General features: G+C 69.5%; 19 protein-coding genes. 9 read left to right on the top strand and 10 right to left on the bottom strand.

All coding sequences use genetic code 11. The features are described from left to right. Positions 1-369: 369 nt before the first annotated feature. The 3 genes from BN2660_RS06860 to BN2660_RS06850 form a co-directional block, all read right to left on the bottom strand. Positions 370-2,412, bottom strand: a complete 2,043-nt coding sequence (locus BN2660_RS06860; RefSeq protein WP_255305071.1) for a BCCT family transporter — start codon at positions 2,410-2,412, stop codon at positions 370-372. A 122-nt stretch (positions 2,413-2,534) separates the two neighbouring features. Further along, positions 2,535-4,265 (bottom strand): ABC1 kinase family protein, encoded by a 1,731-nt coding sequence (locus BN2660_RS06855; protein WP_091229099.1) that lies wholly within the window; start codon positions 4,263-4,265, stop codon positions 2,535-2,537. A gap of 23 nt (positions 4,266-4,288) precedes the next feature. Next, on the bottom strand, positions 4,289-4,888 hold the full coding sequence (locus tag BN2660_RS06850; RefSeq protein ID WP_091229096.1) for a PadR family transcriptional regulator: 600 nt from the start codon (positions 4,886-4,888) through the stop codon (positions 4,289-4,291). Positions 4,889-5,031: 143 nt separating this feature from the next. On the opposite strand from BN2660_RS06850, the gene BN2660_RS06845 reads away from it, so the two are divergent. The 3 genes from BN2660_RS06845 (at position 5,032) to BN2660_RS06835 (ending at position 8,257) form a co-directional block, all read left to right on the top strand. Continuing rightward, positions 5,032-5,409, top strand: coding sequence for a YciI family protein (locus BN2660_RS06845; protein WP_091229093.1), 378 nt, complete (start codon positions 5,032-5,034; stop codon positions 5,407-5,409). Then, the gene (locus tag BN2660_RS06840) at positions 5,406-6,593 is read left to right on the top strand and encodes an RNA polymerase sigma factor (protein WP_091229090.1); all 1,188 of its coding nucleotides are present in this window, start codon (positions 5,406-5,408) and stop codon (positions 6,591-6,593) included. Before BN2660_RS06845 ends, BN2660_RS06840 begins: the two co-directional genes overlap by 4 nt. Before the next feature lie 134 nt (positions 6,594-6,727). Next, the gene (locus tag BN2660_RS06835; RefSeq protein ID WP_176697117.1) at positions 6,728-8,257 is read left to right on the top strand and encodes a glycosyltransferase family 2 protein; all 1,530 of its coding nucleotides are present in this window, start codon (positions 6,728-6,730) and stop codon (positions 8,255-8,257) included. Between the two features lie 91 nt (positions 8,258-8,348). On the opposite strand, the gene map is transcribed toward BN2660_RS06835, so the two are convergent. After that, on the bottom strand, positions 8,349-9,119 hold the full coding sequence (map, locus tag BN2660_RS06830) for a type I methionyl aminopeptidase (RefSeq protein WP_091229682.1): 771 nt from the start codon (positions 9,117-9,119) through the stop codon (positions 8,349-8,351). Positions 9,120-9,179: 60 nt separating this feature from the next. Between map and BN2660_RS06825 the strand changes: the two genes are divergently transcribed. The 3 genes from BN2660_RS06825 to BN2660_RS06810 all read left to right on the top strand — a co-directional run bounded on the left by BN2660_RS06825 (position 9,180) and on the right by BN2660_RS06810 (position 11,853). Continuing rightward, positions 9,180-9,455, top strand: coding sequence for a helix-turn-helix domain-containing protein (locus BN2660_RS06825; RefSeq protein WP_091229679.1), 276 nt, complete (start codon positions 9,180-9,182; stop codon positions 9,453-9,455). 1 nt (position 9,456) lies between these two features. Beyond that, positions 9,457-10,446 (top strand): SDR family NAD(P)-dependent oxidoreductase, encoded by a 990-nt coding sequence (locus BN2660_RS16845; RefSeq protein ID WP_304364067.1) that lies wholly within the window; start codon positions 9,457-9,459, stop codon positions 10,444-10,446. Positions 10,447-10,635: 189 nt separating this feature from the next. Continuing rightward, positions 10,636-11,853 carry an MFS transporter gene (locus tag BN2660_RS06810; protein WP_091229081.1) on the top strand — a complete coding sequence of 406 codons (1,218 nt, stop codon included), beginning with the start codon at positions 10,636-10,638 and terminating at the stop codon, positions 11,851-11,853. Between the two features lie 531 nt (positions 11,854-12,384). On the opposite strand, the gene BN2660_RS06805 is transcribed toward BN2660_RS06810, so the two are convergent. Next, entirely contained in the window at positions 12,385-13,806 is a 1,422-nt protein-coding gene (locus BN2660_RS06805) for an MFS transporter (RefSeq protein WP_091229077.1), read from the bottom strand. A gap of 90 nt (positions 13,807-13,896) precedes the next feature. Then, a complete protein-coding gene (locus tag BN2660_RS06800; RefSeq protein ID WP_091229073.1) occupies positions 13,897-14,463 on the bottom strand; it encodes a TetR/AcrR family transcriptional regulator in 567 nt (188 codons plus the stop codon). Between the two features lie 658 nt (positions 14,464-15,121). On the opposite strand from BN2660_RS06800, the gene BN2660_RS06795 reads away from it, so the two are divergent. Both BN2660_RS06795 and BN2660_RS06790 read left to right on the top strand, forming a co-directional pair. Continuing rightward, positions 15,122-15,610 (top strand): DUF2975 domain-containing protein, encoded by a 489-nt coding sequence (locus BN2660_RS06795; protein ID WP_091229072.1) that lies wholly within the window; start codon positions 15,122-15,124, stop codon positions 15,608-15,610. Continuing rightward, entirely contained in the window at positions 15,610-15,819 is a 210-nt protein-coding gene (locus BN2660_RS06790) for a helix-turn-helix domain-containing protein (protein ID WP_091229067.1), read from the top strand. Before BN2660_RS06795 ends, BN2660_RS06790 begins: the two co-directional genes overlap by 1 nt. Before the next feature lie 98 nt (positions 15,820-15,917). Here BN2660_RS06790 and panB read toward each other — a convergent pair whose 3' ends face one another. The 4 genes from panB to BN2660_RS06770 all read right to left on the bottom strand — a co-directional run bounded on the left by panB (position 15,918) and on the right by BN2660_RS06770 (position 19,034). After that, entirely contained in the window at positions 15,918-16,796 is an 879-nt protein-coding gene (gene panB / locus BN2660_RS06785; protein WP_091229063.1) for a 3-methyl-2-oxobutanoate hydroxymethyltransferase, read from the bottom strand. Beyond that, the gene (gene panC, locus BN2660_RS06780; RefSeq protein ID WP_091229060.1) at positions 16,793-17,662 is read right to left on the bottom strand and encodes a pantoate--beta-alanine ligase; all 870 of its coding nucleotides are present in this window, start codon (positions 17,660-17,662) and stop codon (positions 16,793-16,795) included. Before panC ends, panB begins: the two co-directional genes overlap by 4 nt. Then, complete coding sequence (locus BN2660_RS06775; protein WP_091229058.1) at positions 17,659-18,384, bottom strand: Rossmann-like and DUF2520 domain-containing protein; 726 nt, start codon at positions 18,382-18,384, stop codon at positions 17,659-17,661. Before BN2660_RS06775 ends, panC begins: the two co-directional genes overlap by 4 nt. 179 nt (positions 18,385-18,563) lie before the next feature. Next, a complete protein-coding gene (locus BN2660_RS06770; protein ID WP_091229054.1) occupies positions 18,564-19,034 on the bottom strand; it encodes a hypothetical protein in 471 nt (156 codons plus the stop codon). A gap of 172 nt (positions 19,035-19,206) precedes the next feature. On the opposite strand from BN2660_RS06770, the gene BN2660_RS06765 reads away from it, so the two are divergent. After that, positions 19,207-20,703 carry a SulP family inorganic anion transporter gene (locus BN2660_RS06765; RefSeq protein ID WP_091229051.1) on the top strand — a complete coding sequence of 499 codons (1,497 nt, stop codon included), beginning with the start codon at positions 19,207-19,209 and terminating at the stop codon, positions 20,701-20,703. The last annotated feature ends 88 nt before the right edge of the window (positions 20,704-20,791 follow it).

Genomic DNA, 20,791 nt, shown 5'->3' with positions numbered 1-20,791 from the left:
GCGGGGTCAATCTCGCATCGGAAACGGCTGTTTCGGATGCAATAGTGACCCCGCATCGCGACGCTGGCCCGAACGAGGCGATCTCGCACCCCCACCCCGACTCCCGCGCGGGGTCAATTGCGCATCATCACTACCGTGCGGGGCCAGTTTCGCATCGGAAACGGCCGATTCGGACGCACGAATGGCCCCGCATCGCGACGGTGGCGCGAGCGAGGCGATCTCGCACCCCCTCCCCGACTCCCGCGCGGGGTCAATTGCGCATCATCACTACCGTGCGGGGCCAGTTCCGCATCGGAAACGGCCGATTCGGATGCACCAGTGACCCCGCATCGCGACGCTGGCCCGAACGAGGCGATCTCGCGCCGGGGATCAGGACGGGCGCTCGGCGAGACCAGCGGGGTCCGCACCGGGATCGGCATCCGATCCGTCGGCACCGGCACCCGCCGCACCGGCACCGGCACCCGCCGCACCGACACCCGCCGCACCGGCCCCGGCACCGGCCGCGGCATCCGCCCCATCCGCCCCGGGATCAGGGATGACGTCGATCGCCTCGGTTGCGGTCGCATAGACCTCGGCGAGGCTGTCGTCGACGTCGGCTTCGTCGATCCAGGCGAGGTCGTCTTCGGAATGGTCGTATTCGACGGGCACGAGCGCGAAGTCGTCGCCGTACTCCTCGAGTCCTGCCATGACGCTGTGCCGCACGGCCATGCGGGCATAGCGGTCGCGGAGGATCATGGGATCCCGCCTCAGATCCTTCATGAACGCCACCATCATGAACGCCATGATCACCGCGAACGGCAGGGCGGCGATGATGGTGACGTTCTGCAGCGAGCGCAGCCCCGCCCCCTCTTCGCCCGTGACCAGCAGCACGGCGGCGATCACCCCGACCAGGACACCCCAGACGACCGCGACCCAGCGCGACGGCTCCGGGCGCCCCTGCTGCGAAAGGGTTCCCATCACGAGAGATGCGGAGTCGGCGCCGGTGACGAAGAAGATCGAGATCAGCAGGATCAGCACGATGCTGGTGACGAGCGGGAACGGCAGGTTGCCGAGCACGCCGAACAGCACCTCCTCCGGCGGATCGACGGTCAGGTCCGCGCCCTCCATCTGCTGGTGGATCGCCGTCGTGCCGAAGATCGCGAACCAGATCAGCGAGATGACCGCGGGCACGACGATGACGACCGACACGAACTGGCGCAGCGTGCGGCCGCGCGAGATCTTCGCGATGAACATGCCGACGAACGGCGACCAGGAGATCCACCACGCCCAGTAGAAGATGGTCCAGCTCGACAGGAACATCTGGGCCTCATCGCCCTGCGAGGCGGAGCGCGCCACCATCTGCGGCAGGTCGCCGAGGAACTGCACGGCGACCGAGGGGATGACGTTGAGGATCAGCAGCGTCGGGCCCACGAAGAACACGAAGAACGCGAGCAGCAGGGCGACGACCGCGTTGATGTTCGACAGCGCCCGGATGCCCTTCGAGACGCCCGACACGGCCGACGCGATGAAGCATGCGGTGAGCACGGCGATCGCGGCGATGAGGATGCCGTTGCCGAGTTCGCCGATGCCGCTGACGATCTCGACCCCGTGGCCGATCTGCAGGGCCCCGAGTCCGAGGGAGGCGGCGGTGCCGAAGAGGGTGACGATGATCGAGAAGATGTCGATCGTGCGGCCGAGGGGTCCGGTCGTGCGGCCCTCACCCAGAAGCGGCGCGAAGATCGACGAGATCAGCGGGGTGCGGCCACGACGGAACGCGCCGTAGGCGATCGCGCCGCCCACCAGCGCGTAGAACGCCCACGCCTGCGGGCCCCAGTGATAGAGCACCTGGGCCTGTGCGGTGTGCATGGCCTCGAGGGTGTTCGCCTCGACCGTGCCCGGCGGCGGGCTCTCGAAGAAGGTGAGCGGCTCGGCGGCACCCCAGAAGACGAGACCGATGCCCATACCCGCGGCGAAGAGCATCGAGATCCACGAGAACATCGAGAACTCGGGCTCCTCGTCGTCGCGGCCGAGGGGGATGCGTCCGTAGCGGCTGAAGCCGATGAACAGCATGAAGGCGAGGATGACGGTGGCGATCGTCGTGAAGAAGAAGCCGAAGTACTCCACGACCCAGGCGAGGACGGCCGACGTCGTGCCCGAGAGGTTGTCGCCCGCGAAGACGCCCCACGCGATGAACGCGATGGTGAGCGTCACGGCGATGCCGAAGACGAGCGGATCGGTGCGGTACGTGCGTCCGGTCTCCTCGACCGAGACGCCAGGGACCAGGGCCGGATGCACGCTGCGCGGCGGGACCTTCGTGAAGTCACGGACGATCTTGCGTGCCGCCTCCGACGCCTTCGCGGCCTGCCGGATCGCTGCGGTGGAGGTGGGATGGACGTCGGTCCGAGGTCTGCGCTTCTCGTCGGGAGTATCCATGAGAAGCCATTCTCCCATGCCGGCATTCTGCAGCCGGGTCGCCGGCATTCTGCAGCCGGGTCGCCGGCATTCTGCGGCCGGGCCGCCGGCATTCTGCGGCCGGGCCGCCGGGGGCTCTCGCGCTAGCGCAGGCGGCGGCCGATGCCCGCGAACACCGAATGCAGAAGGGGCAGCACCGAGACGCACAGGAGCGTGATGCCGAGCGGCGGGATCGTCGGCATGAGCAGTGCGCCACCGACGAGCATCGCGGCGAACAGCACGCCCGAGCCGATGCGGCGGGCGATGCCCTCGAGCCTGTCGAGGCGGCGCTCGAGACGCGAGGTGTCGAACGTGACGTTGCCGTCGTCGACGCGGGTGATGATGGCGTCGATCCGCTTCGGCAGCCGGTAGGTGACCGCCGCGGTCTCCATGGCCTGCTGCGCCATGTCCTGCATGAGGTTGCCCGACTCGTCGCGCAGCAGGCGGCCGGCGTAGGGCTCGGCGGCATCCCACACGTTGAAGGTCGGGTCGAGGCTGCTGCACATTCCCGAGGTCAGCGACACCGCGCGGATCAGCAGCAGCATGTTCTCGGGCAGCTGCAGCGGAAGCGACCGCACCATGTCGCCGAACTCGTCGGCGAAGTCGGTGAACTCCCGGGGATCGACCTTCGCGAGCTCGGCGAATCCCATACCCCCGAAGCGGGAGAACAGCGTCGAGAGCGCGCGTTCGAGCTCGGCGGTGTCGGCCGACGGCAGGAGCACGCCGATCTCCTGCGCCGCCCGCACCAGCCCGCGGCTGTCACGCGCGGTGACCGCGATCAGCAGCATGCGGAGGCCGTCGCGGAGGTTGTCGGGGACCTCCGCCATCATGCCGAAGTCGATGAACGTCAGGCGGAAGTTCCGGCCCACCCCCTGGGTCCCTGAGCCCACCCCCTGGGCCCCTGAGCCCGTCGAAGGGATCGGCGTCACGAAGATGTTGCCCGGGTGCGGATCCGCGTGCACGAAGCTGTGCGTGAACACCTGGTCGAACATGACCTCGGCGAACACATCGGCGACCTCGGCCGGGTCTATCCCGGCGGCCCACAGAGCATCTGTGTCGTTGATCTTGATCGCCGTGACGTCCGACAGCGTGAGTACGCGGCGGGTCGAGCGCTCCCAGACGATCTCGGGGGTGTCGACGCGGTCGTCGTCGGCGAAGTTCTCGCGGAAGCGCTCCGCGCTCGCGGCTTCGTGCAGGTAGTCGATCTCCTCGAAGCTCGTCACCGCGAACTCCTCGACGAGGGCGGGGGCGTCGACGCGGTCGGCCACCAACCGAACGCGCATCGCCCAGCGGGCGACGCGGCGGAGGGCGGCGAGGTCGACCGCGACGATCCCGTCGATGCCGGGCCGCTGCACCTTCACGATCACGTTGTCGAGGCCGGTGTCCGCGGCATCCGTCTTGGCGAGACGGGCGCGATGCGCCTGACCGAGGGATGCTGCGGCGACCGGCGTCTCGTCGAACCACGCGTAGACCTGGGAGAGCGGGTGGCCGAGCTCGGCCTCGGCGACAGCGCGGATGTCGGCGAAGGGCACGGCCGGCACCTCGTCCTGCAGGCCCTCGAGTTCTTTCGTGATCTCGGGCGGCAGCACGTCGAGGCGCGACGACATGAACTGGCCGACCTTGATCATGAGGCCGCCGAGTTCGACGGCGAGCACATGGAAGCGCCGCGCGAACCGCTGCATCCGCGGTCCGCGCGTGCGCTCCGAGATCGAGGTCAGGCCGAACCGCGGCAGGACGAGTTCGAACCACCAGATCTTGATGAACTCGCGTGCCGCGAACGACAGGATGCGGCGGTATCGGGCGCGATGGGCGCCCTGCGCCGCGGCATCCGTCATCGATTCTCCTTGTGTCGGGGAGATCAGTCCTGAGCGAGGATCGTGTACAGCCTACGGCGGGCCTCGTCGAGGATCTCGACCGCCTGCTTCACCTGCTCCTCGCTGCCGCTGCGTCCGACCTGTGCGGCCGCGGCCGCGAGGTCGACACCGGCCTTGGGGAGCGCGCTGAAGCGGGGGTTGTCGTGCGTCCCGTCGCCCCTGCTCTGAGACTCCCACGGCGCGGGGTTCTCGGTGTGCTCGGCGGCGACGGCCCGACCGGCCTCTGTGAGCGAGTAGGTCTTGCGACCGTTCTGCTCTTCGGCCTCGATGAGACCCTCGTCGGCGAGCAGCTGCAGGGTCGGGTACACGGAGCCGGCGCTGGGCTTCCACGTTCCGCCGCTGCGCTCGGCGATCTCGGAGATGATCTGGTAGCCGTGCATGGGCCTCTCGGCGAGCAGCGACAGCACCGCGGTGCGGACGTCGCCCTTCGCCATGCGCGAGCCGCCGCTGGGCCGCTGCTCGAACGACTTCTCGAAGCTCTTGCGCAGCTGATCCATGGCGTCGAAGATCATGGATGCGGGGCCTCCGGAGCCTGAACCGAAGCCGGATCCGCCGAAGGGGTTCGAGGGGAATGCGTTGTCCATGGTGTCCTCCCTGGAGTGGTGAGCGATAGTCAACGATATATCGTTAAGGCTGAGTGTGGGGTGGGAGTTCGCGATGTGTCGATCAGCCCTCGGCTCGATCGTCATCCCTCTGTACGCTGACCGCTGACAGTGAGGAAGACACCATGCGTTACACACTGCTGTTGCACTACCCCGAGATGGATGCCGAGGCCCTGGGCGCCGAGGCGCTCGAAGAAGGACAGGCCGCTTTCGCGAGCTACGCCGCCACGCTGCACTCCGCGGGGGTGCTGATCTCCGGCGAGGTGCTGCAGCCGTCCGCGGTCAGCACGACCGTGCGGGTGCGCGAGGGCTCGCTGCAGGTGCAGGACGGTCCGTTCGCCGACACGAAGGAGCAGCTCGGCGGCACGGTCGTCATCGACGTTCCCGACCTCGACGCGGCGATCGGTTACGCCCGTCAGGCTCCGCCCGCGTTCTGGGGCGCCGTCGAGGTGCGACCCGGAGCCGTGCACACGGTCGACGGCGTCTGGACGCCGAACCGATGAGCTCGGAGGAGGCCCGGGCCGCCGCCGAGCGCGCGGCGCGGGCCTCCTATGGCCGACTGCTGTCGCTTCTCGCGGCGCGGACCGGCGACATCGCGCTGGCGGAGGACTCTCTCTCCGGCGCCTTCGAGGAGGCGCTGCGCCGCTGGCCAGACGACGGTGTGCCGTCGAATCCGGAAGGGTGGGTGCTGACCGTGGCGAGGAACCGGCTGCGCGACGTCTGGAAGTCGGCCGCGATGCGAGCATCCGCCCCTCTCGACGACGACAGCGCGAGCGACGATCCGCTCGCCGACCACGACCCGTTCGCGATCGGTGACAAGCGGCTGGAGCTGCTGTTCGTGTGCGCGCACCCGGCGATCGATCCGTCCGTGCGCGCGCCTCTCATGCTGCAGACCGTCCTCGGCTTCGAGGCCGCCGACGTCGCCCGTGCGTTCGCGGTGCCGCCCGCCGCCATGGCGCAGCGGCTCGTCCGGGCCAAGCGGCGCATCCGCGATGCCCGCATCCCGTTCGCGGTGCCCCCGCGCAGCGCGATGCCCGAGCGCCTGCCCGCGGTGCTCGAGGCGGTGTACGGATGCGCGGCGCTGAGCTGGCGTGGCGGCGCGGACTCTCTCGCCGGGGAGGCCCAGTACCTCGCGGTGACTCTGGCGGGGCTGCTCGATGGCGAGCCGGAGGCGTGGGGGCTCGCCGCGCTCACGACCCTGACGCTCGCGCGTCGACGGCGCGGCGCGTTCGTGCCGCTCGACGAACAGGATCCGGCGCAGTGGGACGCAGCGCTGATCGCCGAGGGCGAGGCGTATCTGCGGCGAGCCCGGCCGATCGATGCGCCGGGGAGGTTCCAGCTGGAGGCGGCGATCCAGGCCGTGCACTGCGACCGGAGGCGCACAGGGCGCACGGACTGGCCGGCGCTGCGGATGCTGTACGAGGCGCTGCTGACCGTCTCGCCCACCCTCGGGGCGCGCGTCGCCGCGGCCGTCGTGACCGCACGTATCTCGGGTGCCGCGGCGGGATTGGCCGAGCTGCCGACGGACGCGGATTCGTTCCAGCCGTACTGGGCGGCGCGCGCGGAGCTGCTGGCGGATGCCGGGCTCGACGCGTCGGAGGCGTACGCGCGGGCCGTCGCGCTCGCGGACGACGACGAGGTCGCCGCGTTCCTCCGCAAGCGCGCGACTGCACGCACATCCGCCTGAGCGCAAGCCCCGTGCACTGTACAGGTCGCGGTGTTTGACTGCGGAAGATGTCGACACCGCACGCCTCCGCCTCCTCTGCCACCCCTGCATCGTCACGATCCGCACGGTCGTCTCGATCGGCGGGATCGATCCGGGTGAGCGTGGTGGTCCCCGTGTTCGATCCGGGCGAGGCGTTCGACGAGCTGATCGCGTCGCTCGATCGACAGACGCTCGACGCGTCACGCTTCGAGGTGCTGCTGTGCGACGACGGCTCGGGCGAGCCGACCGCGTCGCGGTTGGATGCCGTCGCCGCATCCCGCCCGCACGTGCGGGTGCTGCACCTGCCCCATTCGGGATGGCCGGGCTCTCCGCGCAACCGCGGCATCGACGAGGCCCGCGGCGAGTACGTGCAGTTCGTCGATCAGGACGACTGGCTGTTCGATGCCGCGCTCGAGCGGCTCTGCGACTTCGCCGACCTGCACGGATCCGACGTCGTCGTCGGCAAGGAGGTCGGCATCGGTCGGCGCCTGCCGAGCCGCATCTTCCGCCACGACGTCCCGCGGGCGACGCTCGGCGAGGATCCGCTGCTCGAGATGCTCACGCCGCACAAGATGTTCCGTACATCGTTCCTGCGGACGAATCGGATCCGCTTCCCCGAGGGCAAGGTGCGCCTCGAGGACCACCTCTTCGTGATGAGGGCGTACTTCGAGGCCGATACGATTTCGATCCTCGCGAGCGAGCCCTGCTACGCGTGGGTCAAGCATGCGGGGAGTGCCAGCTCGTCGCGCATCGATCCCGAGACGTACTTCCCGCACCTCGAGGCCGTGCTCGACCTCGTCGAGGAGTACACCTCGCCGGGGCGACTGCGCGACCGGCTGCTGCGGCACTGGTTCCGCGGCAAGATCCTCAAGCGCCTGGCGGGCAAGCGGATGCTCGCGCACCCCGCCGAGTACCGGGATCGCCTGCTCGATGTGGTGGTGCCGCTCGCGCAGCGACGCTTCGGCCCCGGGGTCGACGGCGGGCTCGCGTTCCCGCAGCGGATCCGGGCTGCGCTGCTGCGCGCGAACCGGCGCGACGATCTCGTGCGCTTCGCCGAGTTCGAGGCCGAGATGGAATGCCGAGCCGTGGTCACCGCCGCGCGCTGGTCGCGGGGCGGCGGGCTGTACCTCACGGTGCACGTGGCCGTGACCCGCGACGGCCAGGACGCGCTGGTGTTCGAGCCGGGATCAGGACGCCTGACGTCGTCGCCGCTCTCTGCCACGAGTCTGCCGCCCGACCTTCTCGTCGCCGGGCGCGAGCTCGGCAACGACCAGGTGGAGCTGTTCCTGCGCGACAAGGCCACGGGCGTCGAGCGCCGCGTCGCCGGAGCGCATCTGCAGAACCGCGACACGGTGACGGTGGCCGTGGATCCGCTCAAGGTGTTCGGCCCGTCGGACGAGTCGCGCGGCGCTCGGCTCGTCGCCAAGGTGCGTCGGGCGGGGTGGACGTTCGACGTGCCGTTGAAGGCGGATGCCGCGACGCTCGCCGAGGCGGGACACTCGCCGCTTCTCGCCGGACGCACGTGCACTCCCGTGACGACACGGGGCGGCGCGGTCGAGTTGCGGCGGGTCTGGCCGGGTGGCCGCCTCAAGGACTTCGCGGGTCGCGCCGCGCGGCGGGTGCGGAGCCGGTCGCGCCGTCGCTGATCGGCCGCACACCTTCCGGCGGGCGGCGCGGCCGTGCTCCGGCGCGGCTGTGCTCCCGTGCTCCGGCGCTCCGGCGCTCCGGCGCTCCGCGTCAGCGGGGCAGGGTCAGGACCTCGGCCCCGTGCTCGGTGATCGCGACCGTGTGCTCGGTGTGCGCGGTGCGGCAGCCCGTCGCGCTCCGCAGCGTCCAGCCGTCGGCATCCGTCACCAGCACGTCGGTGTCGGCCATCACCCACGGCTCGAGCGCGAGGAGCAGCCCGGGACGCAGTGTGTAGCCCCGGCCGGCGCGTCCGTCGTTGGCCACGTGCGGATCCTGGTGCATGGTCGATCCGATCCCGTGTCCGCCGAACTCCATGTTGACCGCATACCCCGCCGCGGTCAGCACCGAGCCGATCGCGTGCGAGAGGTCGCCGATCCGATTGCCGGGCCGCGCGGCCGCGATCGCCGCGTCGAGCGCCCGCTCCGTCGTCTCGATGAGCGCGAGGTCTGCCGCCGCCGCGCTCCGACCGACGACGAAGCTGATGGCCGCGTCCGCGGCGACGCCGCGGAGCTTCACCGCGAGGTCCAGTGTCAGCAGATCGCCGTCGGCGAGGGCGTAGTCGTGCGGCATCCCGTGCAGCACCGCGTCGTTGACCGCCGTGCAGACGTAGTGCCCGAAGGGGCCGCGGCCGAAGGACGGCGCGTAGTCGACGTAGCAGGACTCGGCGCCGGCATCCTCGATCAGCTGCTTCGTCCAGCGGTCGATGTCGAGCAGATTCACGCCGACGGTGGTGCGCTGCTTCAGCGTCTGCAGGATGGTGCCGACGAGCGCACCGGTGTCGCGTGCTCTGCGGAGTTGTTCGGGGGTGAGTATCTCGATCACGATGCCTGTCTCCAATAACTATCCCGGTAAGACTATCCCGGTATTAGTATGGGCGCCATGATGGTTCGGATGCCGCTCACCCCCGCCGAGGTCGAACGCGGAGAACGTCTCGGCGCCCTGCTGCGGCGCGCGCGAGGGGACCGGTCGATGCTGAGCGTCGCTCTCGACGCGGGTGTCTCCCCCGAGACCCTGCGCAAGATCGAGTCCGGACGAGTGGCGACTCCTGCGTTCTCGACCATCGCCGCGATCGCCGGCGTGCTGCATCTGTCGCTCGACGCCGTCTGGGCCGAGGTGGAGCCTGCGCGTGAGGTCGGCCGGCCGCGGGTCGCGTCCTGACATGGGGCACGCCCTCGTCACCGGCAGCTCCCGCGGAATGGGCCGCGCGATCGCTCAGACCCTCGCCCGGCGCGGCGACCGGGTGGTGGTGCACTTCGGCCGCGATCGGGATGCCGCGGAGCAGACTCTCGCGTCGCTCGACGGATCGGGACACGCCCTCGTCGGCGGCGACATCGGCGACCCCGAGACGGCTCAGCGGCTCGTCGCCGAGGCGATCGACGCCGTCGGCCATCTCGACATCCTCGTGAACAACGCCGCCGTGGCCCCGACCGCGGCGAACGAGCACCGGGTCGATTCGACGTCGTTCGCGCAGTGGCAGCGGGCGTGGTCCGAGATGGTCGCCGTCAACCTGCTCGGAGCCTCGAACGTGAGCATGCTCGTCGCACAGCACATGATCGCCCGCGGGCAGGGCGGGTCGATCGTCAACGTCGGCTCGCGGGGAGCGTTCCGCGGCGAGGCCGACCACCCCGCGTACGCCGCGACGAAGTCCGGGCTCCAGGCACTGGGGCAGTCGCTCGCACTGGCACTCGCTCCGCACGGGATCTCGGTCACATCGGTCGCGCCCGGCATGATCGCCACCGAACGCCAGGCCGCGAAGCTCGACAGCGCCGAGGGCGACAGCATCCGCGGGCAGAGAGCCCCTTCGGTCGCGTGGGCACCCCCGAAGAGGTGGCGGATGCCGTCGCCTACCTCACCTCGCCGGGGTCGGTCTGGGCGTCCGGGACGATCCTCGACCTCAACGGCGCCTCGTACTTCCGCTGACGCGCCTGTCGCGGCGCGCTACTGCCTGAGGACGGAATCCAACAGCCCGGGGAAGAGCTCGTCGAGGTCGTCGCGGCGGAGCGTCAGCATCCGTCGCCGACCGTTCGGCTCGTTGCGGATGACGCCCGCTTCGCGGAGCACTTTCATGAAGTGGGACTTCGTGGACTTGGGGAGAAGCGGATCAGTGGCGTGGCATGACGCCATGTCGAGCGGACCGTCGGCGAGCTGACGTGCGATCGCGAGGCGCTCGGGGTCGCTGAGAGCGAAGAGCACATCGGTCAGCTGGATCTCGGATCGATCCGGATGCGTGAGGTCGCCAGGCATGGTTCGATAATAGTTGAACAATCGGCCCGGGACGAGTACGCTCCGATAGTTCGATGATTTTCGAACTCAGAGACCGCCCGAGCCGAGGAGCCTCATGACCACCACCGCGCCGACCGCGACAGCGTCAGCATCCGCCCCGCACGCACGTCGCACCCGCTTCGGATTCGTGCTGGCCGTGGTCGCGCAGATCTCGATGATGATCGGCGCGAGCGCTCCGTCACCCTTCTACCCGGTGCTCGCGGCGGACATCGGATTCGACGCCATCGTCATCAGCGCCGTGTTCGCCGTCTATGCGGTCGCGCTCCTGCTCGCGCTGCTGACGGCCGGTTCGCTCTCCGATCACATCGGGCGCCGCCCCGTCGCGATCGGCGGTTTCGTTCTGCTGGCCGCCAGCATGGTGCTGTTCTGGCACGCCGACACGGTCGCGACCCTCGTGCTCGCCCGCGTGCTGCAGGGAGCCGCGAGCGGCGTTCTCATCTCGGCGCTGTCGGCGGCCGCGCTGGACCTCGCCCCCGGAGGACGCTCACGAACAGCCGCCCTGTGGAATGCGCTCAGCCCCGGGATCGGGCTCGCCCTCGGGGCTCTGATCTCCGGAATCGTCCTCGATGTGACCGGTGACGCTCTTCTCGACGTCTTCGCCCCGCTCACGGTCGTGTACCTCGTTCTCGCCGCGTTGTTCCTTCTCGCGCCCGAGACCGCGCCGCTGCGGCCGGGGGCATGGGCGTCGCTGAGCTTCCGGCTGTCGATTCCGACCGGCATCCGCTCGGACTTCTGGCGAGGCGCCCCGGCGATCATCGCGGGGTGGGCCACCGGCGGGCTCTTCCTCTCCCTCGGCGCGAGCATCGTGCGCGCCGAGCTCGGCGGCGAGGCTCACGCATGGCAGGGTCTTGCGGTCGCGATGCTCGCCGGAGTCGGGGCGATCACGGCCTTCGTCTTCCGCAACCGTCGCCCCCGGACGTCGGTCATCTTCGGCACGGCGGCCCTCGCCACCGGCACGGCCGTATCGCTCATCGCACTGGCCGCGGGCTCGCTCCCCTTCTACCTCGCCGCCACCGCCATCACCGGCATGGGCTTCGGCACGGCGTTCTCGGGCGTCGTCGGATCCCTCGCGCCACGCATTCCCGCGACCGACCGCGCCGACACCTTCGCCGTCATCTACGTCTTGGCCTACCTCGCGTTCGGGATCCCCGCCGTGGTCGCCGGCATGCTCGTCGGGGTGTTCAGCCTCGGATCCGTCGTCGTCGGATACGGCGTGGTCGTGATTGTGCTCGCGCTCGTCGCCCTGATGCTGCGGATCCGACGGGCGGAGTAGCGGTCGGTCCGCCGTGGCGGTGCCGCGCCACGTGGGGTGGAGTTCTCCCCCGGGCCCCGCCGCGTGGGGCGGAATTCTCCCCGTCGGGCGGATGCTTGCCTGCCAGAACTCCGCCCGACAGGGAGTTCTCCGCCCGACAGGGTGGCGCATGGGGTGGCCTGCGGGGTGAGTGACATGGGGTCGGCGACCGGGTGAATGAGTCGGAGTCCCGCCACGACCCCACACCGCGTCGGGCGCAATTCTCCCCATGGGGCGGATGCTTGCCTGCACAGACTCCGCCCGACAGGGAGATCTCCGCCCGACAGGGTGGCGCATGGGGTGGCCTGCGGGGTGAGTGACACGGGTCGGCGACGGGGTGAAAGAGTCGGAGTCCCGCCACGACCCCACACCGCGTCGGGCGCAATTCTCCCCATGGGGCGGATGCTTGCCTGCACAGACTCCGCCCGACAGGGAGATCTCCGCCCGACGGGGGCACGGCGAGCGGCCCGCGCGACCGCCCAGATGGCAGCGCGCAGACCGCGTCGTGTGTGCTCAGTCGCGGCGCCAGGCCGTCACGAGCCCGGCTCCGACCACCGAGAGAACGGCCGCACCGACGAAGAGCCACGAGAACCCCCCGGTGAGCGCCACGTCCATGGGCGCTCCGTTCGCAGCGAGCGTTTCGGTGCGCACACCGGCGACGGTTCCGAGCACGGCGAGCCCGACCGCGCCGCCGATCTGCTGACTGGTGTTGATGAGACCACCGGCGAGTCCGGCTTCCCCTCCGTCGACGCCGTCGACAGCGAGCTGCGTGGTGGCGACGAACGCGCCGCCGAGGCCGACGCCGATCACGAGCGTCGGACCGAGCAGCTGAGCAACGAACTCGGCGTCCGCCGGGGCCGTCGACAGCCAGATCAGACCGGCCGCGAGCACGAGCAGGGATCCGACGAGCACACCGCGGGTATCCAATCGCTCGATCAGCGTGGGGACCAGCCCCGCGACGAGCACCAGCGCACCGGCGAGGGGCAGCTGACTCAGGCCTGCAGCGAGCGCGTCGTAGCCAAGCACGGCCTGCATGTAGACCGACAGCGCGAAGAAGAGGGCCACCATCGCAGCGCCGGCCAGGAGCATCACGATGTTGCCGAGCGCGAGGTCGCGATTGCGGAATACCGAGAGCGGCATCAGCGGTTCGGGTGCCCGGCGCTCGATGACGAGGAAGGCTGCGCCGAGAGCGACGGCGACCGCGAACAGGACGAACGGCAGCGGATGCACCACGCCCAACTGTTCGACGGCACTGAATGCGCCGACGAGTGCGACGAGCGCCGCGGTGACGGTGACTGCCCCCGCAGCATCCAGTCGTGCCGGTGCACGCACGGCGTCAGGCGTGAGAAGCAACGGGATCGCGACGAGCACGACGACCCCGACGGGGATGTTCACGAAGAACACCGACTGCCAGCCGAGAGATGCGGTGAGCACACCGCCGAGCAGGACTCCGGCGGCGGAGCCGATGCCGGCCACACCGCCCCAGACCCCGAGAGCCTTCGTCCGCTCCTTCGGGTCGGGGAAGAGGTGGGTGAGCAGTGCGAGCGCCGCCGGGGCAAGGAGAGCGGCGGATGCTCCCTGCAGCGCACGAGCCGCGAGGAGCATCTCGCTCGAGAACGAGAGTCCGGCCAGTGCGGATGCGACGACGAAGCCCGTCGTGCCGACGAGGAAGATCCGGCGGTGACCGTAGCGGTCGGCAAGGCGTCCTCCGAGGAGGAGGAGTCCCCCGAACGCGAGGACGTAGGCCGTGATGACCCATGCCAGAGCCGCGGTGTCCATGTCGAGCTGCTGCCCGACGGCGGGGAGGGCGATGTTCACGATGGACGCGTCGAGCACCACGAGGAACTGTGCGAGAGCGAGGATGCTGAGCGCGAGCCAGCGTCGCCGACTGCGTGGCGTCTGGATCGTGCCGGATGAGGCGATTGAGGTGGTCATTATCGGGCTCCTGTCTGGATGATGGGGTAGATGAGTGAGTAGTCACTCACCCATGGGGACGCGAAAAAGCCGATGGCATTTCGGCGATGCTCATTCGGGGTGGCTGATTCCCTTGGTCAGCAGAGCAGCCCAGTCTTCCGGGCGCCCGTCGAGCTGCGTCGTGACGATGAGGTGGCAGAGCTGACCGTATGCGATGAAGCGCTGTACCGCGTCGTCGTCGGCCCGCGAGCGGCTCTTCGCAAAAGACGTCACTCGCCCGAGCCCCGACCGCAGTGCAGCCCCGATCCCTGATACATCGGCGACGGACTGGGCGTGCACCTGCAGCATCATCAGGGTGCGGTCGGCGATGAGATGCGCGTACGCGTCGCCCATCGCGTCGAGGATGCCGTCGGGCGACTGGTCATCCGCAGCATCCGCCCCGTCGGCGAGCGCCTCGAGGATCGCCTCGAAGCACGCCTCGAGGGCCGCGATGAACAGCGCCTCCTTGCCCGAGTAGAGCTTGAACACGTAGGCCGGTGAGATCTTGGCCTCGCGGGCGACGTCCGCGACGGTCGTGGCGTAGTAGCCCCCGCGGGCGAACTCGGTCATCGCGGCTGCGGTCACCAGAGGGCGGCGCGCATCGGCGGTGGAGAGGATGGAACTGCGGGTTGTGGCCATATGAGTGACTGTACACTCACTCTTTCAGTGACGCAACGGGTTTCCTGCGTCCGGTGGGGCGGAGTTCTCCTTGTGGGACGGATGCTTGGCGGCGAGGACTCCGCCCGACAGGGAGTTCTCCGCCCGACGGGGTGAGGGCGCCGGCGAGGGTGAGTGACTCGGAGTCCCGCCACGACCCCACACCGCGTGGGGCGGAGTTCTCCTTGTGGGGCGGATGCTTGCCTGCCAGGACTCCGCCCGACAGGGAGTTCTCCGCCCGACGGGGTGAGTGACTCTGAGGTTGGCGATCTCGTGCCGCTCGGCGCCGCCCCACCCCAGCGGCGCCATCCTGCCGGGCGTCATCCCGCCACGACCCCACCACAGGGGGCGGAGTTCTCCTTGTGGGGCGGACGCTTGCCCGCCAGAACTCCGCCCGACAGGGAGTTCTCCGCCCGGCGGGGTGAGTGACTCGGAGTTGGCGACAGGGTGAGTGACTCGCAGTCCCGTTGCGCCCCCACCACGTGGGGCGGAGTTCTCCCCGTCGGGCGGATGCTTGCCTGCACAAACACCTCCCGACGGGGAGTTCTCCGCCCGAGGGGGTGAGGGCACCGGCATCCGCCCTTCCCATATCGAACGATTAACGATAGATTTCTATTGTTATTCGACGAGAGGTGGAGTCATGGCGAAGTCGACGGTCATCGTGCTGCAGGTCGTGATCGCGTTGGCGCTGCTGGGATCGCTGGTCGTGCAGACCGTGATCATGCCGCTGGTGTGGATCGACCTCGAGGGCGAGGTGCTGTGGGGGCGGATCGCGCTCGTCACGATCGCCGTGCTCGGCATCGTCACGCTGCAGGTCTTCGCCGTCTGCGTGTGGATGCTGCTCACCAAGATCCGCCGAGGCTCGATCTTCTCGCCCACATCGTTCCGATATGTCGATGTCATCATCGGGGCGATCGCGGCCGCCGCGGTGCTGATGCTCGTGCTGGCGGTGCTGCTGGCTCCCGGATCGGTCGCGCCGGGTGTGGTCGCGCTGGTGTGCGGCGCCGCGCTCGTGCTCGGGGGCATCGCGCTGCTGGTCGTCGTGATGAAGGCGCTGCTGCGGCAGGCGATCGACCGTGATGTCGAGGCTCAGGCCCTGCGATCCGAGCTCGACAACGAGGTCATCTGATGCCCGTCGTCGTCGACATCGATGTGATGATGGCGCGGCGGAAGATGAGCGTCGGCGAGTTGGCCGCGCGCGTGGGGATCACTCCGACGAATCTCGCCGTGCTGAAGAACGGCCGCGCCAAGGCTGTGCGATTCGGCACGCTCGACGCCCTGTGCGAAGTGCTGGAATGCCAGCCCGGGGACCTGCTGCGCTGGGAACCCGACGCGTAGGACGCTCATCGTCGAGGAAGCTCGGGGACTCGGGCGTTCGTCTCGGGCGGCTCCGCCGGCCTCGCTCGATCACCGGAAGCGGCGGGAGAGCGGCTCGCTCACAGACCGGCAACGGGCCGGGCGAGCAGCTCGCGCATGCGTGCGGCCTCACCCTCCGGCATCGCGTATACGTGCTCCGACGCCGGGTACGCACCCGAGCGCACCTCTGCCGCGTACGCCGCGACGCCGTCCACCGACACTGATCGCACATCGGCATACCGCTTCACGAACTTGGCGGCGGGGCCGTCGTAGATCCCGAGCAGGTCGTGGAAGACGAGCACCTGGCCGTCGGCATCCGCCCCTGCGCCGATACCGATCACCGGGATGCGCAGCAGCGGAACCAGCGCGGCCGTGACCTCGGACGGCACCGCCTCGACCACGATCAGCGAGACTCCCGCATCCTGCAGCGCGAGGGCGTCATCGATCACGGCGCGGGCAGCCTCGGCGGTGCGCCCCTGGGCTCGGAACCCTCCGAGAGCAGTCGCCGTCTGCGGGGTGAGTCCCACATGCCCCACGACAGGGATGCCGGCGTTCACCAGCGCCCGCGCGCGGTCGACCGTCGTGCCGCCGCGCTCGATCTTGACGAGGTCGACGCCCGCCTCCTTGATGAATCGCTGCGCTGTCGCGAGCGCGAGCTCGTCCGACGCCTCATACGATCCGAACGGCAGGTCCCCCACGAGCAGCGGCCGCGTGAGTCCGCGCCGCACGGCCTTCGTGAGCATGAGCATCTCGTCGACGGTGATCGGCACGGTGCTGTCGTAGCCGAGCACGGTCATCGCGGCCGAGTCGCCGACGAGCACCATATCGACACCGGCCTGCTCGACGATCTGCGCGCTCGGGTGGTCGTACGCCGTGACCATGACGATCGGCTCTCCGGCATCCTTCTTCTTCGCGAGATCGCTCAGGGTCAGACGCGTGGTCGGTGCATGAGCGCTCATGAGGAGCCTTTCGAGGAGTCGTTTCCGGGCAGGAGGTGGTTGTCGATGAGACGCGCGGCGCCGACGCGGGCGGCGACGAGCAGCAGGGCGTCGCGCTCGACGCGGGTCACGGGATGCAGGGTCTCGGCGTCCCGGAGTTCCAGGTACTCGGGTTCGAGGGACGCCTCCGCCAGCACGGCATGCGCGGCGGAGAGGATGCTGTCGGCGTCGCGCTCCCCCGCACTCCGCGTCGCTGCCGCCGCATCGAGGGCGCGGTTCAGCGCGGCCGCCTGCGCGCGAGCATCCGCGTCGAGGTAGACGTTGCGCGAACTCATGGCGAGGCCGTCGGGTTCGCGCACGATCGGGCACGCCTCGATGCGCACGTCGAGGTTCAGGTCCCGCATGACCCGGCGGACGACGAGCACCTGCTGGGCGTCCTTCTGCCCGAAGTACGCGACGTCGGGGCGGACGATGCCGAACAGCTTCGTCACGACCGTCGCGACGCCGTCGAAATGGTGCGGGCCGCGACTCGCCCCGTCGAGCACCTCGGTGATCCCGGCGACGTGGATGTTCGTGGCGAAGCCGTCGGGGTAGATCTCCGCAGGCTCCGGGGCGAACAGGATGTCGACGCCCTCGGCCTCGGCGAGCGCCGCGTCGCGGGACTCGTCACGCGGGTAGGTGCTGAGATCCTCGTTCGCGGCGAACTGCGTCGGATTCACGAACAGCGAGACGACGACGAGGCCGTTCTGCGCGCGCGCTGCGCGCATGAGCGAGAGGTGCCCCTCGTGGAACGCACCCATGGTCGGCACCAGTCCGACGGTGCGGCCTGGTGTGCGGGCGTCGCTCACCGCGGCCCGCACCTCGGCGATCGTGCGGAGGATCCTCATCCCCTGCCCTCCCTGCTCACGATGTCTCTGGTGGCCGTGGCGAGCGCGTCGAACAGCGGCTGCAGATCGCCGGATGCTGCGCGCTGACGCGCGACGGTGTCGTCGTCTCCGCGAACGATGGGGCCGGTGAGGGCCGATGCTGCGCCGGAGGCCGCCCAGTTGTCGACGGTCTGACGCACGAGGGGCGCGAGGTGGGCGCGCTCGACTCCGGCATCCCTTCCGAGGCGTTCGGCGGCGTCGAGCACCGTCAGCACGAAGTTCGAGGCGAAGGATGCAGCCGCGTGGTACTCCGCGCGGTGAGCGTCATCGACGGGGAACGGCGTCGCGCCGAGAGCTCGTGCGAGCTGATCTGCGACCTCGCGGTCACCGTCGGAGCGGCCGTCGATCGCCGCGCCGATTCCGCGGAAGACGTCAGGCCCCTCAGATCCGGTGAACGTCTGGAGGGGGTGGATGCTGAAGTCGACGTCGGTGAGCGGCGTCGCGCCCGAGACATGCCCGACCAGCCGCGCGTGCGGTCGAGCGGCGAAGGCCACGGCGGGGATCGCGGAGTCCGGGACGCAGAGCAGCGCGATGTCCGCATCCGGCGCCCGGTCTTCTCGGCGGAGCGGGCCGCGGACGTCGAACCCCGCCGCGCGCAGGGCCCGTGCGAGTACCCCGCCGAGACGTCCGGCGCCGATGACGGCGATGGTCGTGTCAGGTGTGAGAGCAGGGGTGCTGTGCATGTCGATTTCCTGGCCGAACGGGCGGCGCGGATGGGATGAGTATCCGCCTGTGGCGAGTCGTCCGCAAAATCTTGGAGCAGAATGACAAGTAGACGCCGTCACTTTGTTGCATAAATCGAGAGCTCGGACCACCGCAGCATGGCAGGTTGATCTCCGGGACGGAGCGTGCTCAGCCCGCGTCACAGGTAGTAGGTACGCGTCACCCTCTCCCCGTCCTCCGGCACCCACTCGAGGGTGACGCCACGCACGGCGGGCCCGCCGAGGACCCGGCGCAGGCGCACCTCGAACGAGGCGTCTGGTGGGACCTCGAGAGGCATCTGCTCTCGCAGCGTCGCCTCGATACCCGCCGTCGCGGCCATTCGCGTCACCGTGAGCAGCTGCCCGCTCGTGTTCCGGAAGGCCCCGACGCCGCGGCCGATCTCGACACTCCACGGTTCGGGGGCGGCGGCCACGCCTCGGAGACCACGCTCCCCTGCCCCGTGCGCCGTCGGCTCCCGATTGAGCGCATCCCCGATCTCTCGCACCCCGCCCTTCGCGGAGAGGCTGTTGATGAACGCGATCACAGCGACAGTCGACGCCGCGATCGAGGCCAGAGCGCCCAGCCATGAGGGCACCACGACACCCCAGAAGTCGGTCGGCACGGGTTCCATGACGGCACTCTATCCAGGGCCGCCGACACCCGACAGGGGCGCTTAGTCGGGTGGCATCGCGGCGTTTCGTCTCGGGCGACTCCGTCGTCCTTGCTCAACGACCGGGCCGACCGGGCGACGCCGTACGCTTGAGTGTTCGGTCTGCCCCGGCCGCCTTCTCAGGAGCATCCTCATGTCTGCATCCGCGATCGACGATCGCGCCCGCTATCGGGCGAATCCCACTGTTCTGCAGGCGCTGAAGAGTCCGCGGATGCTGACGCGCGAGGTCCTCGCGGGGCTCGTGGTCGGGCTCGCGCTCATCCCCGAAGCCATCGCGTTCTCGGTGATCGCGGGCGTCGACCCGAAGGTGGGGCTGTTCTCGTCGTTCATCATGGCGGTGTCGATCGCCTTCCTCGGAGGTCGCCCGGCGATGGTGACCGCCGCCACCGGAGCCGTCGCGCTCGTCATCGCACCCGTCGCCCCGACGTACGGGCTGGACTACTTCATCGCCACGGTGATCCTCGCCGGCATCTTCCAGGTGATCCTCGGGGTGCTGGGCGTCGCGAAGCTCATGCGATTCATCCCTCGTAGCGTCATGGTCGGCTTCGTGAACGCGCTCGCGATCTTCGTGTTCAGCTCGCAGTTCCCGCAGCTGATCGACAAGCCGTGGATGGTGTATCCGCTGGTCGCGCTGGGAATCGTCGTGATGATCGTGATGCCCAAGATCACCAAGGTCGTCCCGGCGCCGCTCGTGTCGGTGATCATCGTGACCGCGGTCGTGCTGACCATGGGCATCACCGTGCCGACCGTCGGCGATCAGGGCGAGCTGCCGAAGACCCTGCCGTCGCTGTTCCTGCCCGACATCCCCTGGACGTGGGAGACGTTCGGCATCATCGCGCCGTTCGCGCTCGGGGTCGCGCTGGTCGGGCTCATGGAGTCGCTGCTCACCGCGAAGCTCGTCGACGAGATCACCGACACGCACTCGAACAAGACCCGCGAGTCCTGGGCCCAGGGCGTGGCGAACGTGCTGTCGGGCTTCTTCGGCGGCATGGGCGGATGCGCCGTCATCGGCCAGACGATGATCAACGTCAAGGCGTCGGGCGCGCGCACCCGCATCTCGACGTTCTGCGCCGGCATCTTCCTCTTCCTGCTGGTCGTCGTCTTCGGCGACTTCGTCGGCACCATCCCGATGGCAGCCCTCGTCGCGGTGATGATCATGGTCGCGATCGGGGCGTTCGACTGGCACAGCGTGAAGCCGTCGACGCTCAAGCGGATGCCGAAGAGCGAGACGTTCGTGATGGCTGCCACCGTCGCTCTCGTGCTGGTCACGCACAACCTCGCGGTCGGCGTCGTCGGTGGAGTGCTCGTCGCGTCGGTGCTGTTCGTGCGCAGAGTCGCGCACTTCGTGTCGGTCGACCGCTCGGTCTCGGGCGACGTCGCCCGGTACGTCGTGAACGGCGAGCTGTTCTTCGCCTCCAGCAACGACCTGACGACGCTGTTCTCGTACACCGACGACCCCGAGCACGTGGTCATCGACCTGTCGGGCTCGCACATCTGGGATGCATCGACCGTCGCGGCTCTCGATGCGATCGAGACGAAGTACGCAGCACTCGGCAAGACGGTCGAGATCGTCGGCATGAACGAGAGCAGCGAGCGGATGCGCGGACGGCTCACCGGCGGGTTCGAGTAGGGCTCTCCGCGTTTCGTCTCCGTCGACTCGATCGTCGTCGCTCAACGACCGACGGTACGCGCCAGCCATTCACCCCGTGCTTCCGCTG

Source organism: Microbacterium sp. 3J1 (assembly GCF_001049495.1).
Lineage (GTDB): Bacteria > Actinomycetota > Actinomycetes > Actinomycetales > Microbacteriaceae > Microbacterium.
Note: the sequence above shows the minus strand (reverse complement) of the source record. Positions and strands in the feature narration are given on the sequence as shown.

Coding starts and splice junctions, on each gene's coding strand:
- BN2660_RS06860 (WP_255305071.1), bottom strand. CDS start 2,412: ATGGATACTCCCGACGAGAAGCGCAGACCTCGGACCGACGTCCATCCC.
- BN2660_RS06855 (WP_091229099.1), bottom strand. CDS start 4,265: ATGACGGATGCCGCGGCGCAGGGCGCCCATCGCGCCCGATACCGCCGC.
- BN2660_RS06850 (WP_091229096.1), bottom strand. CDS start 4,888: ATGGACAACGCATTCCCCTCGAACCCCTTCGGCGGATCCGGCTTCGGT.
- BN2660_RS06845 (WP_091229093.1), top strand. CDS start 5,032: ATGCGTTACACACTGCTGTTGCACTACCCCGAGATGGATGCCGAGGCC.
- BN2660_RS06840 (WP_091229090.1), top strand. CDS start 5,406: ATGAGCTCGGAGGAGGCCCGGGCCGCCGCCGAGCGCGCGGCGCGGGCC.
- BN2660_RS06825 (WP_091229679.1), top strand. CDS start 9,180: ATGGTTCGGATGCCGCTCACCCCCGCCGAGGTCGAACGCGGAGAACGT.
- BN2660_RS16845 (WP_304364067.1), top strand. CDS start 9,457: ATGGGGCACGCCCTCGTCACCGGCAGCTCCCGCGGAATGGGCCGCGCG.
- BN2660_RS06810 (WP_091229081.1), top strand. CDS start 10,636: ATGACCACCACCGCGCCGACCGCGACAGCGTCAGCATCCGCCCCGCAC.
- BN2660_RS06805 (WP_091229077.1), bottom strand. CDS start 13,806: ATGACCACCTCAATCGCCTCATCCGGCACGATCCAGACGCCACGCAGT.
- BN2660_RS06800 (WP_091229073.1), bottom strand. CDS start 14,463: ATGGCCACAACCCGCAGTTCCATCCTCTCCACCGCCGATGCGCGCCGC.
- BN2660_RS06795 (WP_091229072.1), top strand. CDS start 15,122: ATGGCGAAGTCGACGGTCATCGTGCTGCAGGTCGTGATCGCGTTGGCG.
- BN2660_RS06790 (WP_091229067.1), top strand. CDS start 15,610: ATGCCCGTCGTCGTCGACATCGATGTGATGATGGCGCGGCGGAAGATG.
- panB (WP_091229063.1), bottom strand. CDS start 16,796: ATGAGCGCTCATGCACCGACCACGCGTCTGACCCTGAGCGATCTCGCG.
- panC (WP_091229060.1), bottom strand. CDS start 17,662: ATGAGGATCCTCCGCACGATCGCCGAGGTGCGGGCCGCGGTGAGCGAC.
- BN2660_RS06775 (WP_091229058.1), bottom strand. CDS start 18,384: ATGCACAGCACCCCTGCTCTCACACCTGACACGACCATCGCCGTCATC.
- BN2660_RS06770 (WP_091229054.1), bottom strand. CDS start 19,034: ATGGAACCCGTGCCGACCGACTTCTGGGGTGTCGTGGTGCCCTCATGG.
- BN2660_RS06765 (WP_091229051.1), top strand. CDS start 19,207: ATGTCTGCATCCGCGATCGACGATCGCGCCCGCTATCGGGCGAATCCC.